16 protein-coding genes and 1 pseudogene are annotated in these 15,249 nt (G+C 63.7%); 8 read left to right on the forward strand and 9 right to left on the reverse strand.

Annotation, left to right across the window (positions count from 1 at the left end; genetic code table 11):
- Nucleotides 1-49: 49 nt before the first annotated feature.
- From motA to ACXAJT_RS06845, 7 genes are all read left to right on the forward strand, one after another.
- Entirely contained in the window at nt 50-919 is an 870-nt protein-coding gene (motA, locus tag ACXAJT_RS06815) for a flagellar motor stator protein MotA (protein ID WP_475234098.1), read from the forward strand.
- A 131-nt stretch (nt 920-1,050) separates the two neighbouring features.
- On the forward strand, nt 1,051-3,279 hold the full coding sequence (locus ACXAJT_RS06820) for a hypothetical protein (RefSeq protein ID WP_475234100.1): 2,229 nt from the start codon (nt 1,051-1,053) through the stop codon (nt 3,277-3,279).
- A gap of 447 nt (nt 3,280-3,726) precedes the next feature.
- Nucleotides 3,727-4,362 carry a transglycosylase SLT domain-containing protein gene (locus ACXAJT_RS06825; RefSeq protein ID WP_475234102.1) on the forward strand — a complete coding sequence of 212 codons (636 nt, stop codon included), beginning with the start codon at nt 3,727-3,729 and terminating at the stop codon, nt 4,360-4,362.
- Nucleotides 4,363-4,427: 65 nt separating this feature from the next.
- Nucleotides 4,428-6,509 (forward strand): flagellar biosynthesis protein FlhA, encoded by a 2,082-nt coding sequence (gene flhA, locus ACXAJT_RS06830; RefSeq protein ID WP_475234104.1) that lies wholly within the window; start codon nt 4,428-4,430, stop codon nt 6,507-6,509.
- Nucleotides 6,506-7,273 carry a flagellar biosynthetic protein FliR gene (locus tag ACXAJT_RS06835; protein WP_475234106.1) on the forward strand — a complete coding sequence of 256 codons (768 nt, stop codon included), beginning with the start codon at nt 6,506-6,508 and terminating at the stop codon, nt 7,271-7,273. Before flhA ends, ACXAJT_RS06835 begins: the two co-directional genes overlap by 4 nt.
- A gap of 6 nt (nt 7,274-7,279) precedes the next feature.
- A complete protein-coding gene (locus ACXAJT_RS06840; protein WP_475234108.1) occupies nt 7,280-8,389 on the forward strand; it encodes an EscU/YscU/HrcU family type III secretion system export apparatus switch protein in 1,110 nt (369 codons plus the stop codon).
- On the forward strand, nt 8,386-8,811 hold the full coding sequence (locus tag ACXAJT_RS06845; protein ID WP_475234110.1) for a hypothetical protein: 426 nt from the start codon (nt 8,386-8,388) through the stop codon (nt 8,809-8,811). Before ACXAJT_RS06840 ends, ACXAJT_RS06845 begins: the two co-directional genes overlap by 4 nt.
- 6 nt (nt 8,812-8,817) lie before the next feature.
- Here the strand turns inward: ACXAJT_RS06845 and ACXAJT_RS06850 are convergent, their stop codons facing one another.
- From ACXAJT_RS06850 to ACXAJT_RS06890, 9 genes are all read right to left on the reverse strand, one after another.
- Nucleotides 8,818-9,375, reverse strand: a complete 558-nt coding sequence (locus ACXAJT_RS06850) for a flagellar basal body-associated FliL family protein (RefSeq protein ID WP_475234112.1) — start codon at nt 9,373-9,375, stop codon at nt 8,818-8,820.
- A gap of 9 nt (nt 9,376-9,384) precedes the next feature.
- Nucleotides 9,385-10,122, reverse strand: coding sequence for a flagellar basal body L-ring protein FlgH (gene flgH, locus ACXAJT_RS06855; protein WP_475234113.1), 738 nt, complete (start codon nt 10,120-10,122; stop codon nt 9,385-9,387).
- A gap of 3 nt (nt 10,123-10,125) precedes the next feature.
- On the reverse strand, nt 10,126-10,566 hold the full coding sequence (gene flgA, locus ACXAJT_RS06860; protein WP_475234115.1) for a flagellar basal body P-ring formation chaperone FlgA: 441 nt from the start codon (nt 10,564-10,566) through the stop codon (nt 10,126-10,128).
- 1 nt (nt 10,567) lies between these two features.
- Nucleotides 10,568-11,353, reverse strand: a complete 786-nt coding sequence (gene flgG, locus ACXAJT_RS06865; RefSeq protein ID WP_475234118.1) for a flagellar basal-body rod protein FlgG — start codon at nt 11,351-11,353, stop codon at nt 10,568-10,570.
- A gap of 12 nt (nt 11,354-11,365) precedes the next feature.
- On the reverse strand, nt 11,366-12,079 hold the full coding sequence (locus ACXAJT_RS06870) for a flagellar hook-basal body complex protein (RefSeq protein WP_475234120.1): 714 nt from the start codon (nt 12,077-12,079) through the stop codon (nt 11,366-11,368).
- A gap of 1 nt (nt 12,080) precedes the next feature.
- A complete protein-coding gene (locus tag ACXAJT_RS06875; protein WP_475234122.1) occupies nt 12,081-12,350 on the reverse strand; it encodes a flagellar biosynthetic protein FliQ in 270 nt (89 codons plus the stop codon).
- A 3-nt stretch (nt 12,351-12,353) separates the two neighbouring features.
- Entirely contained in the window at nt 12,354-12,644 is a 291-nt protein-coding gene (fliE, locus tag ACXAJT_RS06880) for a flagellar hook-basal body complex protein FliE (protein ID WP_475234124.1), read from the reverse strand.
- An 86-nt stretch (nt 12,645-12,730) separates the two neighbouring features.
- A complete protein-coding gene (flgC, locus tag ACXAJT_RS06885) occupies nt 12,731-13,123 on the reverse strand; it encodes a flagellar basal body rod protein FlgC (RefSeq protein ID WP_475234125.1) in 393 nt (130 codons plus the stop codon).
- A gap of 110 nt (nt 13,124-13,233) precedes the next feature.
- Entirely contained in the window at nt 13,234-13,683 is a 450-nt protein-coding gene (locus tag ACXAJT_RS06890) for a flagellar basal body protein (protein ID WP_475234127.1), read from the reverse strand.
- Nucleotides 13,684-13,768: 85 nt separating this feature from the next.
- On the opposite strand from ACXAJT_RS06890, the pseudogene ACXAJT_RS06895 reads away from it, so the two are divergent.
- Nucleotides 13,769-15,243: pseudogene (locus ACXAJT_RS06895) on the forward strand (FliI/YscN family ATPase).
- Nucleotides 15,244-15,249: the final 6 nt, after the last annotated feature.

The following is a 15,249-nucleotide window of genomic DNA, read 5'->3' on the forward strand; positions in this document are numbered from 1 at the left end:
GCCGCTCCCGCGCCGCAGCGGCTGGATCAGAGGTGAAGGAGTCACGGAAATGCTCGGTATCATCGGCATCGTGGTCATCTTCGGCATGGTTTTTGGTGGCTATCTCGCCGCAGGCGGGAAGATGGCCATCATCCTCAAGTCGCTTCCTTTCGAGATGATGATGATCGGGGGCGCTGCGGCGGGGGCATTCCTGCTCGGAAATGACGGCGGCGTGGTCAAGCACACGCTCAAGGACATCGGCAAAGTGTTCAAAGGAGCGAACTGGAAACCTGGTGACTACAAAGAGCTTCTCTGCCTGTTGTTCGAGTTGATCAAACTCGCGCGGCAGAGCCCTGTGGCGATTGAGGAGCATGTGGAATCGCCGGGCGAGTCTGCGATCTTTTCGAAATACCCGAAGATCCAGTCCGACAAGATCGCCATCGAACTGATCTGCGACACCATGCGCTCGATGTCGATGAACTATGATGATCCGCATCAGGTGGAAGAGGTTCTCGACAAACGCATTGAGGCGCTGGAGGAACATCGCATGCACTCCAGTCACGCGCTGCAGAGCATGGCCGACTCTCTGCCGGCGCTGGGAATCGTCGCCGCGGTGCTCGGGGTGATCAAGACCATGGCGTCGATCGACCAGCCACCGGAAGTTCTTGGCAAGCTGATCGGCGGGGCGCTGGTAGGGACGTTCCTAGGTGTCTTTCTCGCCTATGGCTTCATGGGTCCCTTCGCCAACAAGGTAAAGGCGGTGGTGGAAGAGGATCTACATTTCTACAAGCTGATCCGCGAGGTTCTGGTGGCCAACCTGCACAACCATGCCACCAACATCTGTATCGAGGTTGGACGTCAGAACACGCCCGCGCATTTCCGGCCCAGCTTTGTGGACCTCGAAGAGGCGCTGAAATCGGTGAAGCAGGAGGCCGCATGACACGGGCTCATGTGCAGGCGGCTATCCTGCGCCACTGGCGTCTATGGCATATGCCATTTTGGCGAACGTGTGGACTTGCTGCTCTGGCCTGGGTCATTGGCGCCAGTACGGCCCTGGCACAGCAGGTGACCATGCGCAGCGGTGCGCATGATGGGTATACCCGGCTGGCGCTTGATATTCCGCAAGATCTGTCATGGTCGGGCGAGGCGGATGCCACGGAAGCGATCTATCGTGTGACATTCGATCGTCCCGGCTACAGCATCGACCTTGATCGGGTGTTCGACCGGATCGACCGCGCGCGCGTGGCGTCGGTGCGTGCTCTGCCGCAAGGCGCGGGCGTCGAGGTCTCATTGGGTTGCGATTGTCGGGTGGATGCCTCGGAGTTTGAGGGGCGGATGATTGTCCTCGATATCCGGCCTAGAGATCCGACTGAGCCCATAAGTACCTCTGTTTCAGACGATGTCGAAGCGGATCGCGGCATGCCCCAGAATACGAGCAGGCCTGCGCCTGCTCTCGGGCTTGGTATATTGCCGGAGCCTTCAGCAAGTCGGCGTGTGGAGGCCTTGCTGCCGCGGTTTTCTCCGGGGGGCAGCGGGATCGGGCTACAGCCAGAGCCGGACGAACCCAACCCGGCGCGTGAGACGCCTGAGGATAGGCAGATCGCCGAGGAATTCGGTCGCGCGCTGGCCGAGCAGCTCGCACAGGGTGCCACGCAAGGAGTGCTTGAGCCAGAGGGACCGATCATCCCACGCCCGCTGCCAACGGAAACTCCGCAATCGGCAGATGCCGATGACAATCGCCCGATGACGGAGGCACCGCCCCTGAGTGCCGAGATGCAGACATCTTCGCCATCACGTGGTTTCGGCGCGTCTTCCGTTCTGCGAATCGGTGGTCAGAGCGCCTGCATTTCAGACGCCCGTTTGGATCTGCCGGGCTGGTTCGGAGCGCAGGGAGAGGCGGGGGCTCTGGCGGCCATGGGGCAACTGCGCACACAGCTTATGGGCGAGTTCGACCGGATCGATCGGCGGGTCCAAAGGGACCTTGCTCAACTCTACATTTCGTTGGGATTTGGCGCCGAGGCACGGGCGCTGCTGCAGCTCGATGACAGCCTGCCCGATCCGCTGCTGATGACGCTTGCGACGCTCAGTGAAGGTGGGCGCGACCCTGCGGGGGTTTTTGCCGGACAAAGCGAGTGCCAAGGTCGGGCGGCGCTCTGGGCATTGCTTGGCGCTCGGGCGCTGCCAAACAACTCCGAGATCGCCGAGGCCGCGATCCTCCGTGCGTTCGAGGAGCTCCCCCAAAGTTTGCGGCGCGCGCTGGGTCCGCGGCTCGCCGAGCGCTTTGCCGAGGAGGGGCGACTCGATGCGGCGCGCAACGTGCTCTCGCGGCTCGGCCGCGCTCTGGGTCGTGTCACCGAAGACATGCGTCTGGCGGCGGCGCGCATCGCACGGGCGTCGGGCGAGCCCGAAGAGGCCGAGGACCTGCTGGCGTCTCTGCTCGCAGCGCCGGGCGAACTGGGTGTCGCGGCGGCGGTCGAAAGCATCGACCTCGCCACCGAACAGGGGCGTTCGGTGGACCCCGGGCTGGTGGACCTCACCGCGGCCTATTCCACCGAGCGACGGACAACCGAGACACGCGCAGGTGTCTGGCTGTCGCATGTGCGTGCGGCGTGGGCGAACGCGGAGTTCGACCGAGCGTTTGAAGAAATTTCCACAGCGGAGGGGGTCGATCCGGACATCCGCCGTCAGGCGCGGAACGAAGCCCTGCGCGCGCTTTCGGAAGAGGGCGGCGACGGGGCCTTCCTGCGCCGCGCGGTAGAGCGGGAAAATATCGCCTTGGCGTCGGCTTATCCGCGCACAGCGGCACTGATGGCGAACCGCTTGCTTGGCCTCGGGCTTCCGGCAGAAGCGGGCCGCTGGCTCGAGGGACCTACACCGCCCGGTCAGGATCGAACCTGGCGCGTTCTTCAGGCGCGGCGTTCTCTTGGATTGCGTAACCCTGAGGAGGCCGAGATCGCGCTCATCGGGCTGCAGGGAGACGACATTCTGCGTCTGCGCGCCGAGGCGCGCGAGATGATGGGGGACTATGACTTCGCTCTGGATGCCTACGAAACTCTTGGCGATGCGGAGGGGGCCGCGCGCCTTGCGTGGCTTGCAGGCGATTTTTCGGCAGTTTCCGAAAGCGGGGATCCCTTGCTTGCCGCCATGGCAGAGCTTTCCGAGCCGGAGGCTGGGGCGGCGGCTTCCGATCTGCCGCAGGAACCATCTTTGTCGCAGGGCAGGGCGCTTGCCGAAAGCGGGCAGACGGCAGTCGAGACGATCCGCGCTTTGCTCGCTCAGACCGCGCTGCCCGATCCATGAGGCCCTGCGGCTTCGGGTCGAAGGCGATTGGGCCAGTTCCACGGGTCGCCGGAGGCGGCAACGATTTCGAAAGGCATCCAGGCTAGAATCGAAGACAGGCGCGGTGCCGGTCATCGTGGAAGATCTGCAGGATGCGGAATGACGGAGACTAAGACACAACACGCTGGCGATTGCGCAACGGATCATGTCGGGCACGGCGATCTTCTCAGTGCGTTCCTAGGGTCAAAGAATGCTGGAAAGGCTCCATCTCACGAAGTGCGGTGTTGCGTTGTGAAGGCGCAGTTTCCCCAGGGCGCCAGCACCCGCCTTATCTATTCGCGCAGTCTCATATGCGTGCGGGGGAACGGGGCGGCGAGGCGTTGGTCAAACGGGCGAGGCGCCATGCGACGAAGCGCCGGGGCCATTCGGGCCGCTCGGCGCCTCTTGTTGGGTAGGCTGGTTCTTTGTGTGGGCCTTCTCGCAGGGCCAGTCACCGCAACTGCTGACACATCCGGCCGTTGCGACAGTGCCGCGCAGCAGGCGGCGCGGGCGACCGATGTTCCGCTCCCGATCATGCGGGCCATCACACGGGTTGAAACCGGTCGCCTCCGCGACGGTGAACTCCAACCTTGGCCTTGGGCGGTAAACCTCGGAGGCGACGGGTATTGGTTCAAGACCGCCCAGGAGGCGCAGCGCTTTGCGGCAACACAGGTGATGCGGGGCCAGCGGAACATGGATATTGGCTGTTTTCAGGTCAACTACCGTTGGCATGGCGATGGGTTCCGCTCCACCGACGAAATGTTCGACCCAAAGGCAAATGCGCTCTATGCCGCAGGTTTTCTGAGCCGTCTGCAGGCGGAACATGGCGATTGGAACGCCGCGGTCGCGGCCTATCATAGCCGGACGCCAAAATACGCGCAGCGATACCTGGCCAGATACCGCGCCGTACTGGCGGGGCTAGAGGGGCAGCAGATGCCCCCCGGCGAACGCGCCACGAAGAATGGATTTCCGCTGTTGCAAGCCGCCGGCGCGGTTCAAAGCCGCGGATCGCTGACACCCCTCGGCCTGGCGCCCCGACCCCTCGTGGACCTGGCAGGCGGATGAGCGCGGCGCGTACCTCTCCCCCTTCCGCGCCGGTCCGCCCAACGGTGCTGTTGGCCGTAGCACTGATGGCGATCATTGTGATGATGATCTTGCCGATGCCTTCCGGTGTGCTCGATCTCGGTCTCGCTGCGTCCTTCGGGCTGGCAATCCTGATCTTCACCGTCACCCTCTTTATCGAGCGGCCGCTGGACTTCTCGTCCTTCCCAACGATCCTGCTTGGCTCACTGATGCTGCGGCTTTCGCTCAACGTCAGCTCAACCAAACTGATCATCGGGCAGGGGCACTCGGGCACCGGTGCCGCCGGCGACGTGATCGAAGGGTTCGCCAATTTCGTGATGGGCGGCAGTGTCTTCCTCGGTCTGGTCGTGTTCGGCGTCCTGATGATTGTGAATTTCGCAGTGATCACCAAAGGCGCGGCGCGTATGGCCGAGGTCGGCGCGCGTTTTGCGCTCGATGCCATGCCGGGCAAGCAACTGGCAATCGACAGCGACATGTCCGCCGGTGCCATCGATCACGCCGAGGCGAAGGCGCGGCGCGAACGCGAACAACAGGAAACGACGTTTTTTGGCTCGCTCGACGGGGCCTCGAAGTTCGTCAAGGGCGATGCGGTCGCCGGGCTGCTGATCACCCTGCTCAACCTCGTCATGGGGATGATTATGGGCATCTTCGTGCATGGGATGGCGCTGGGCAACGCGTTTGAAACCTATGCGATCCTCACCGTTGGCGATGGGCTGGTCTCGCAGATCCCGGCGGTGATCATTTCGATTGCTTCGGGACTGCTTCTCGCGCGGGGCGGCGCCACGGGTGCCACCGATGTGGCCGTTGCCGGGCAATTGGCGCGGCATCCGGCGGCCTTGGGAACCGTGGGCGTGCTGATGGCGCTCTTCGCTCTGGTCCCCGGGCTGCCTTTTGTGCCCTTCATGATTGGCGGCGCGATCCTCGGAGCGCTCGCGTTGCGCATGCAGCGCCGGGCGACGACCCGCGCAGCGGCACCCGATCCAGAGGCTGTCGCCGAGACACCGCGCCCGCAACCGATCGGGGATGTGCTCGATGTGGATGAGATTCACGTCGAATTCGCGCCTGATCTGGTCAATATGGTGCTCGACCCGGGCACCGGTCTCGATATCCGCATCGCCAATATGCGGCGCCACGTCGCGGCGAGCTATGGGCTTATCCTGCCGGAAATCCGCCTGACCGACGCCGCGGCGCGCGCATCCGGCGTTTATGTGATCTTCGTTCATGGGGTCGAAGTGGCGCGCGGCGCGCTCAATCCCGATCATGTTCTGGCACTGGTTCCCGAAGATGCGCAGGCTATGCCCGAGGGGCGCGACGTGAGCGAGCCGGTCTACGGCGCACCGGCGCGCTGGATCCCGCCAGAGGCGCAGGACCGCGCCGCGCTGACCGGCGCCACCATCGTCACCCCTGCGGAAGTTCTGGCCACGCATCTGCTGGAAGTGATCAAGCGCAATTTCGGCAGGCTCCTGACGCTGAAGGCGCTGCGCCGCCTGCTCGACGAAATGGTCTCTCTGTCAGACACCGCACGCGCAGAGGCCAACCGCCGCCTGCTTGACGAGTTGATCCCCGACAAGGTGCAGATCGATACGCTGCATGCGGTGTTGCGCCTTCTGCTCGAGGAGCAGGTGAGCATCCGGAATATGCCCCTAATTCTTGAGGCAGTGGCCGAAACGCGCGGTCAGCAGAGCACCCCCGAGACGATCTGTGAACATGTGCGCCAGCGCCTCGGGTTCCAACTGGTTGCCGAGGTGCGGCGTGAGGATGGAACGATTCCGCTGATTCAGCTCGCTGCGGAATGGGAGGATATTTTTGCCAGTTACCAGGTCGAAAGCGGGCGTGGCGGCCTTGATGTGGCGCTGCCGCCCGACACATTCGAGGCGCTCACGCGCGGTATTTCCGACGAGGTCGGCAGCGCCAGCGGACGCGGCATCTATCCGGCATTGGTCACCTCCTCCCGGCGTCGCCGCTTCCTGCGTACGATCACGGCGGCCAAAGGTCTGGCGACACCGGTCCTGTCGTTCGAGGAGATCGGGCTCGAGGCGCGCCCGGCGCTTGTCGGTCTGGTGACCACCGCGCCCTCTGCTGGTTCAGAAAGCGCAGGGTCTGCGTCACCCGGCCCGGTCGCGGCATGATCGCGCTCGAGTCGCTTGTGCACTCAGGGGGCCAGGCACTTTGGCTCGGAGTGCTGGTGCTGTTGCGTGTCGGTGCGGCGCTCTTTGCGCTGCCGGGACTTGGCGAGACTTGGATTCCGGTCAGTGTTCGACTGGCGCTCGCGGTTTTGCTCTCGCTCGCGATTTTTCCGGCGGTCAGCAGCACTCTGCCAGCCGGCCCAGCTTCCCTGCCTGTGCTCTTACGGGCGTTGGCGACAGAGACCGTGACCGGGCTGTTTCTCGGCTTGGTGCTGCGGCTCTTTGTTTTCGCAATCCAGACCGCCGGCACCATCGCCGCTCAGGCCACTTCGCTGTCGCAGCTATTGGGCAATGCCGCGGCGGAGCCGATGCCGGCTCTCGGTCATGTGCTCAGCGTGGCGGCACTGGCGCTGCTGATGGTTACCGGTTTTCACGTGAAGGCGGCGGGGTACCTTATTCTCTCATACGATCTTTTGCCGCCACTGCGATTTCCCGACCCGGCGGCGCTCGCCGGGTCGGGCCGCAAAGAGGTCGGTCGCGCCTTCGCGCTGGCTTTCTCGCTCGCCGCACCATTCGTCATCCTCTCGGCCCTCTACAACCTGACGCTTGGTTTCATCAACAAGGCGATGCCGCAGCTCATGGTGGCCTTTGTTGGCGCCCCGGTGATCACGCTCGGCGCCATCGCGCTCTTGGGCCTTGTGGCGCCGGTGTTGCTGGCCGCGTGGGTGGCCCAGTTCGACGCATTTCTCGCCCGTCCATTCCGGTAGTCGCGGATGGCACAGGACGACAGCGCCGAGAAAAGTCACGAGCCATCCCAGCGCAAGCTGAGCGAGGCCCGCCGCAAGGGCGAAATCCCGCGCGCCCCGGATCTGCTCACCGGAGCGGGGTATCTTGGGCTGATGCTTGTGGCACTGGCGGTGGGGCCCATGGCGCTGCAAGATCTCGGACGGATCTTGGTTGCGCTGGTCGACCGTCCGGAACCCATGGCGGCGCTACTGCTTGACGGATCCGCGCTATCTGCGGTCGGGGGCTTAATGTACGCGGTGCTCATTGCTGTGCTGCCGTGGCTTCTTGTGCCGGCGGTGACCGTTCTTGCGGTTTTGTTCGCGACGCGCGGGCTGGTCTTCACCCCTTCCAAACTGGCGTTCAAAGCCGCCCGGATGTCACCACTTGAAAATGCGCGCAACAAATACGGGCGCCGTGGGCTTTTCGAGTTCTTCAAGAGTTTCGCGAAACTCGGCCTTTACTCGGCGGTGCTCGGCGTCTTCCTGTCGTCCCGCCTCGCGCGGATCGCGGCAAGCGCGGCGCTGCCTGCGGGCGAGGCGGCGCTGCTTCTGGTGACTCTGCTGCGCGATCTTCTGGGGCTCGCAGTGCTGGTGGCGCTAGCGCTCGGGCTGCTCGATCATCTTTGGCAGCGCGGCGAGCATCTGCGCCGCAACAGGATGTCGCAAAAGGAATTGCGCGACGAACATAAGGAAGCGGAAGGCGATCCAATGTTTAAGCAGCAGCGTCGGGCGCGGGCGCAGGAAATTGCGCTCAACCAGATGATCGCGGACTTGCCCAACGCGGATGTCGTGATCACCAATCCGACACATATCGCCGTTGCGCTGCGGTGGGATCGTGCGCCGGGCACCGCCCCGGTCTGCATTGCCAAAGGTCAGGACGAGGTGGCTCGGCGTATCCGCGAAATTGCCATCGAACATGGCGTGCCGATCCATGCCGATCCGCCGACAGCGCGCGCGCTGCACGCAACAGTCGAGATCGGCGCGCAAATCGCCCCCGACCTATATCGCCCGGTGGCTGCGGCCATCCGCTTTTCCGAAGAGATGCGCGCTCGGGCGCGGCAAAGGGGCTGGCGACGCGACAAGAGGACCGAAGAATGAGCTCGCCCGACAGGGAATTGCTTCATATCACAGCGCTGCTGCGCGACCGTGCGCTGGTACGCTATCGCGCCGACCTTGAGGCCGAGGCAGCGCTGCGGCAAGAGCGCGCGCAGATCGATGGCCTGAGGCAGTCGGCGCTGCGGGAGGATTTGACGCCCGGCGTACGGCAGGCACTGGGGTTGAACGGTCTGTGGCAGGGCTGGTTGATGCAAAGGCGCACGGAGCTTCAGATCGGTATCGCGCAGGCTCGGGCGGGGCAGGGGTATACCGGCGCGGCCGCTCAGGCGGCTTTTGCGCGGGATGAGGCGGCGCGGACCTTGGCTGCTCGGGCGAATTTGGCGCGCCGGGCAAAAAGGCTCGCTGCGGAGGAGCGCTCACTGGAAGATCTGGCACGGTTGCGGCTGTGGCACGGCGGTGGGTGAGGCGCCTCAGTTGTCTTGCCGGGCGATGTCGGTGATCAGAACGTCATGTAGCTGCCCTCCGAGCAGGTTTCGCCCTGTCTCGAACAGCACCCTGCGCAAAGCATCCATCCGCGCGGTCTGGGTGAAATTCCCGTCAAAACCGCCGATATTGGCGTGATCGAACAGCGCACGCAGAAAGGCGTCACGCAGCTTGGGTTCCTGTTCGAAGATTTCTGCGGCGCTTCCTGTGGGCACTTCGAGTGAAATAGACAGAACGACCAGCGCGCCCACGCGGGAGTCCTCGACCACGGGGACGACGAACTGATTGTTGAGCTTCACATATTCTGTATCGCCCGCCTCCGCCCCGTGACCGTCTGCACCGTGGTCTGCCTCAGCCTGATGTTCGTTCCGGGGCGTCTCGACAGAAGCTCCTGCCGCGCCGTCATGCCCGGCAGCTTCCGTTTCGTCATGACTCTCTTGCTCCTGCGCAGCGTGGTCCTGAGGGACGGGCGCCAGAAATATCCCGGCACCGATGCCGGCGGCAGTACCGATCAGTGCGAGCAGAACGGGTAGGAGCTTTTTCATTGGCCCTCCTCAGAACGGCAGGATCATCTCGAGCACCTGCTGACCGTAGCGGGGCTGTTGCATGTCGCTGATCTGTCCGCGCCCGCCATAGGCGATCCGGGCAGAGGCGATCTTGTCATAGGTGATCTCATTCTGCCGGGTGATGTCCTCGGGCCGGACGAAACCTGAGACCTGCAGGTCGCGCAGTTCGAAGTTCACCCGAACCTCCTGCGAGCCGGTGATCTCCAGCACGCCATTGGGCAGAACCCGCGTGATCGTCGCGGCCACACGCAGGGTGAGCCTTTCCTGACGCCGGACCGATCCGTCGCCACTGGCGTTGCTGGAACTGCCGATGTCGACCGCGTTGCCGAGCGTGGCCCCTTCGGGAAGTTTTGGATCTTGTCGCTGGGGGATGCCGAAAAGCTGCGGAATCCCGAGGCTTTCCGAGGCAGAGCGCGAGCGATCCGTGGCGTTCGATATCTCGGCCTGCTCGTCAATTTCGATGACAACGGTGAGGATGTCGCCCGCCTGCATCGCGCGCCGGTCGCCAAGGAGCGAACTGCGGCCGCCATCCCATAGCGAGGCGTGATCGCTGACGCGAAGCGGCAGGCCCGTGGCTGGCACAGCTGAATAGGCCATGGCGGCGTGTTCCTCGCCATCGTTCTTTGGTGTGAAGCCGGGTGCCTTGCCCAGATGGTCTATCCGCTCGCAGGCGCTTATGGCGACAAGCAGCAGAAGAAAACTCGGGAGCCTTGAATTAATGCGCATGGATCACTCCGGAGAAACGTCAATCAGGCCCGAGGGCCCGACGGTGCCGACGAGCATGTTTCGCGACGAAAGGTTCATCACGCGGACCTGTTCTCCGGCGCGGGCGCGGCCCATGGCGCGGCCCTCGGCGCTGATCCGCAGACCCCCGCGGGCATAGATGAGCTCGACGATCTGGTTGCGTTCGATCAGCGCTGGTTCTGTCAGCGCCGCGGCCATCAGCGGTTGACCGGCGTAAATGGCGCTGCGGCTTTCTCTGCCTATGGCCGCGTCGAGGCTACGCACTGCGCCGTTGATCTGCTTGGGATCGAGACGCACGGCGTCGGCCTCGATGATCTGCTGAGCGCGGATGGTACGGGTCGCGACGACACTCTCGGCTTGGGCGATCTTGGGACCTGCCGACGCGGCGAAGACAATTGTGAGAAGGGCAAGATACGAGCGCAGCATGTCAGCGCACCTGTACCGTTGCGCCAAGCATCTGATCGGCGGCGGTGATCACCTTTGAGTTAAGCTCGTAGCCCCGCTGTGCCTCGATCAGTTCGGTGATTTCATAGATCGGATCGACGCTGCTTTCTTCAAGATAACCCTGCCGCAGCATTCCCAGACCGTCGATCCCAGGGGTGCCTTGCAGCGGCGCGCCGGAGGCTTCGGTTTCGGTAAAAAGGTTGCTGCCGATCGCCTCGAGACCGCGCGGATTGGTGAAGCCGACGAGGGTAAATTGCCCCAGCAACTGCGCGTCGACCTGATTGTCGAAATAGGCGTAGACCTCGCCCTCTTGGTTGATCGAGATGCTCTTGGCATCGTCGGGAATGGTGATGTCGGGCGCGATGGGCAGTCCTTCAGAGGTGACAATCACCCCCTCGGCGCTGCGTTTCAGCCCGCCGTCCCGGGTGTAGGCGGGAATGCCCGAAGGCAGGGTCACCTCAAGGTAGCCCTGACCTTCGATCGCGACGTCCAGATCGCCGCCGGTGGCCGAGGAACTGCCCTGCGCGAGGTTGACCGACACCGCAGACGGCCGCACACCGAGGCCAAGCTGCACGCCGGTGGGCAGCATGGTGCCATCCGAGGCGCTGATGGTTCCTGCACGGTGCAGCTGCTGGTAGTGCAGATCGGCAAATTCCGCCCGCCGCGCATTGTAGCCTGTGGTGCTCATGTTCGAGAGGTTGTGCGATATCACCTCGACCCGCATTTGCTGGGCACTCATACCTGTGGCGGCAATTTTCAGGGGGCGCATGGGCGGTCTCCATCAGCTGAAAAGGGTCTTTATGGCGCCAAGCTGGCGTTGGTCCTCGCGGTCGAGGAAGCTCTGGCCAAGTTCGTAGGCGCGCTGCACCTCGATCATCCGGGCAAACTGCAAGATAGGGTCGACGTTCGAGGACTCTAAAGCGCCTTGGGTGAGTTTAGGTGCGGCGACCTGCTCGGCCCCGTCGGGGGCACGGAACATCGTGGCCCCATCGCGTTCGAGGCTTCCGCGGTCGGGCGGCGCGACGACACCGATCTGCCCGATGGGCTGACCGTCACTGCTGATCGTGCCGTCCTGCGCGATGGCGAGATCCGCAGCACCGGGGGGAATGAACACGGGCCCGCCGCCGGCGCTCATCACCGGATGGCCGTCGTGGCTGACAAGATCGCCTTGCGCACTGGTGGTGAAGGCGCCGTTGCGGGTAAGACGCTCGCCCGCGGGGGTCTGCAGCATGAAGAAGCCCTCCCCCTCGATGGCGAGATCGAGAGGCGCGCCGGTGCGGGTGATGCTGCCCTGCGCGAAGGAACTATTGCGCACATGTGCGGCGCTCATCGACACAGAGCCGCCAATTGCGGTGGGCCTGATGTACTCGGAAAAAATCAGGCCCTGCTGGCGGTATCCTGTGGTGCCGGCATTGGCGACGTTGTTCGCGATGAGTTGCATCTCGCGCATCAGACCGCGCTGGCGGGAGAGGATCGTATAGCCGGTGATTTCCATCTCAGCCTCCGGTGACCAGCGGGATGATCCGCGTCTGAAAGAAGGCGACCAGTGTTTCCGTCATGAAGCTCATGGACGCCCAGAAGACGAGGATGATGGCGAGCAGTTTCGGCACGAAGGTCAACGTCATTTCCTGAATCGACGTGAGGGCCTGAAACAAGCCGACGCCGACGCCAGCCAGAAGCGCGGCGGTGAGGATCGGCAGGGAGGTGACCGTGGCGACCCAAAGGCCCTGTCGAAGCGTGTCGAAGAAGAGCGTTTCCGTGAGCATGGGTCAGACCGGCATCCGCAGCAGTTCCTGATAGGCCTCCACGACTTTGTTGCGCAGGGTGACGACCGTCTCGACGGCCAACTCGGACTGGGCGAGCGCTTGAACAAGCGCATGCGGGTCCGCATCGCCCGTCATTGCCGCCTGTGCGGTGGATTCAGCTGTGCGGAGAGTTTCGGTGAAATCCTCTGTTGCCGAGGCAAGCTGCGCGCTCGGAGAGTTAGCGCTGGGATCGGGATCGGTCGCAGGCCGGGACGCCGCATATTGCTGCGCGGCAAAGAGCGATCGGACATCCATTCTGAATTCCTTTCACGATTGATGTGTTGGTGTCATGCGTTCGCCTCCGGCTCTTCAGTGCGGCGGCGCGAGGGGGTGGCGATTGGTCAGCGCCGCAGCAGGTCGAGCAGACCGGAGGACATCTTGCGGGTCTGTTCAAACATCCTCAGATTTGCCTCGTAGCTGCGCTGCGCTTCGCGGGCGTCAGCGATCTCGATCAACAGATCGACATTGGACCCTTCGTAGTGCCCGGTGGCATTCGCCAAGGGATGGTCGGGGTCATAAATCTGCGGCCGCTTGCTTTGATCGAGAGAAACCCTTCCCGGGCGCACCATGGCAAGCGTGGATTGCGGATTGGGGTCTGCCTCGAAGGGGAGTGTCTTGCGCCGGTAGCCCGGTGTGTCGGCGTTTGCGATATTCTCGGCCAGCGTGCGAAGCCGGAGGGATTGCGCCTTCAGTCCGCTGGATGTGACGGAGAGGGCGTCAGCAAAAGCGCTCATTGCAGGCTCCTTTCTGTGTCTGCTGCGCGATTTTTGTGCCGTGTTGGGGGCGCTGTGGGGCTAGAGATCCGGTTGATCTGGCGGGTGTTTTCCAGGCGCGGGGTACAGCTCTAACTCCCAAGGCTGGCCCGCAGTATCGTGAGGTTCGATCGGTAGATCGCCAGAGCCTTGTTGTGGGCCCGAAGTGCATCCACCGCAGTGAGCATTTCGGTCTCCAGCGAGACGGTGTTTCCGTTCGGGTCCCAACTGCCGCGTCTTTCGATCAGGTTTGGCGCCTCGTGTGGGCTCAATCCAGCCGTGTCCCCAATCAGCCCGGCCTGACGATTGGCAGAGGTCGGGAACAGGCCTCCTCCCAAGGGTTGACCGTTCAAGTGTGCTCCTCGAGAGGCCTGCATGGCGGTACGCGGATGCCTGAGGCTCTCGACGAAATCCGGTGGATCTACCCCACGGTAGCCGGGCGTATCCGCATTCGCGATATTCTGTGCACTTGCGGCCTGTCGCAGGCCCGCGTGGCGGGCCATGGCGATGGCGGTTCGAAACACGTCCAGATTCTGGAACATCGGGGCTTCTCCCTCGATTGGCTTCAATCAAGGCTTAACGGTGATTCCTTTAGAAATGGTTTGAGACGCATGAAGGGATCGCCCGATGGACGAGAGCGAGATTTCCAGCCTCCGCCAGCGGATCGCGGACGTGCAGCCGGTGCGTGCGGTGGGGCGTGTGCGCTCTGTCGAAGGGACGGTGATCTGGGTGCGTGGTCTGGCGCATCTGGCGCGTATCGGTGATCGGCTGCGGCTATACCGCAGCGGTGCACCGCTGGAGGGCGAGGTTCTGCGCATCCGCGACGATCTGGTGGCCATGCTGCCCGATGATGGGTCTGATGGCGTTTCGCAGGGTGATCGGGTCGCGGTTCTGGGGCAGCCGGGGTTGGCGCCGGCGGACAGTTGGATCGGCCGCGTGATTGACCCTTACGGCGCGCCGCTGGACGGTTTGGCGATCAGTCCGGGGCCACAGCTGCGCGCGGTGCGCAGGGGGCCTCCTGCGGCGGCGGAGCGGCGCGGCCTTGGACCGCGACTGGCGACCGGTCTGGCCGTGTTCGATACGCTCTTGCCGATTGTCCGGGGACAGCGGATGGGGCTGTTTGCGGGCTCGGGTGTGGGGAAATCGCGGCTTTTGGCGGCGCTTGCGCAGGGGATGACGGCAGACGTGGTGGTGCTGGCGTTGGTTGGCGAGCGTGGTCGCGAACTACATGATTTCGTGCAGAATGTTCTAGGTCCCGAGGGGATGGCCCGCACCGTGATCGTGGCGGCAACCTCGGACCGGTCACCGCTGGAACGCCGGCGCTGCGCTATGGCAGCTATGACCGTGGCTGAGCATTTTCGCGACCGGGGAAAGCAGGTGCTTTTGCTTGTGGATTCCATCACCCGGTTTGCCGAGGCGCACCGAGAGGTGGCCATCGCCGCGGGGGAACTCCCCGCGCTGCGAGGGTTCCCGCCCTCGACTGCGCATCAGATCATGCGGCTGGCCGAACGTGCCGGGCCCGGTGTTGGGCTGTGCGGGGACATCACTGCGGTTTTTCAGTCCTCGTTGCAGGATCGGACATGGAAGAACCCATTGCCGATATCCTGCGCGGTGTATTGGATGGGCACGTGGTGCTAAGCCGTGAGATCGCCGAGCGCGGGCGGTATCCCGCGATAGATGTGCTGCGCTCGGTCTCGCGGAGCCTGCCGGAGGCCGCGAGCGCTTCAGAAAACCACCTTATTCTGACGGTGCGCAAGCTGCTCGGAGCCTATGACAGATCCGAAGCAATGATCCGCGCCGGACTGTATCGTGAGGGAGAGGACCCGGTTCTAGATCGAGCTATTCGGGTGTGGGAAGGTTTGGATTTGTTCATGACCGAGAGCGCCCCCAACGGCCCGGCTGCAGCCTTTTCCCGACTTGAGCTCCTGCTTCGTCGGGCCGAGGCGGGCAACACTGGACGAAATGCCCCTCGCTCCGCTCAGGGATTGGGCACAGGTAGGCAGGGGGCTTCGGGTTCGGTAGATTTGGCTCAGGGCAAACTCGATCAAGGTGTTTCGAAGCGGGACCCTTCGGGGCAAGGCGCCCGAAAGCTCGGTATGTGATCGTGA

The organism is Salipiger sp. ABF4_146, assembly GCF_056161345.1.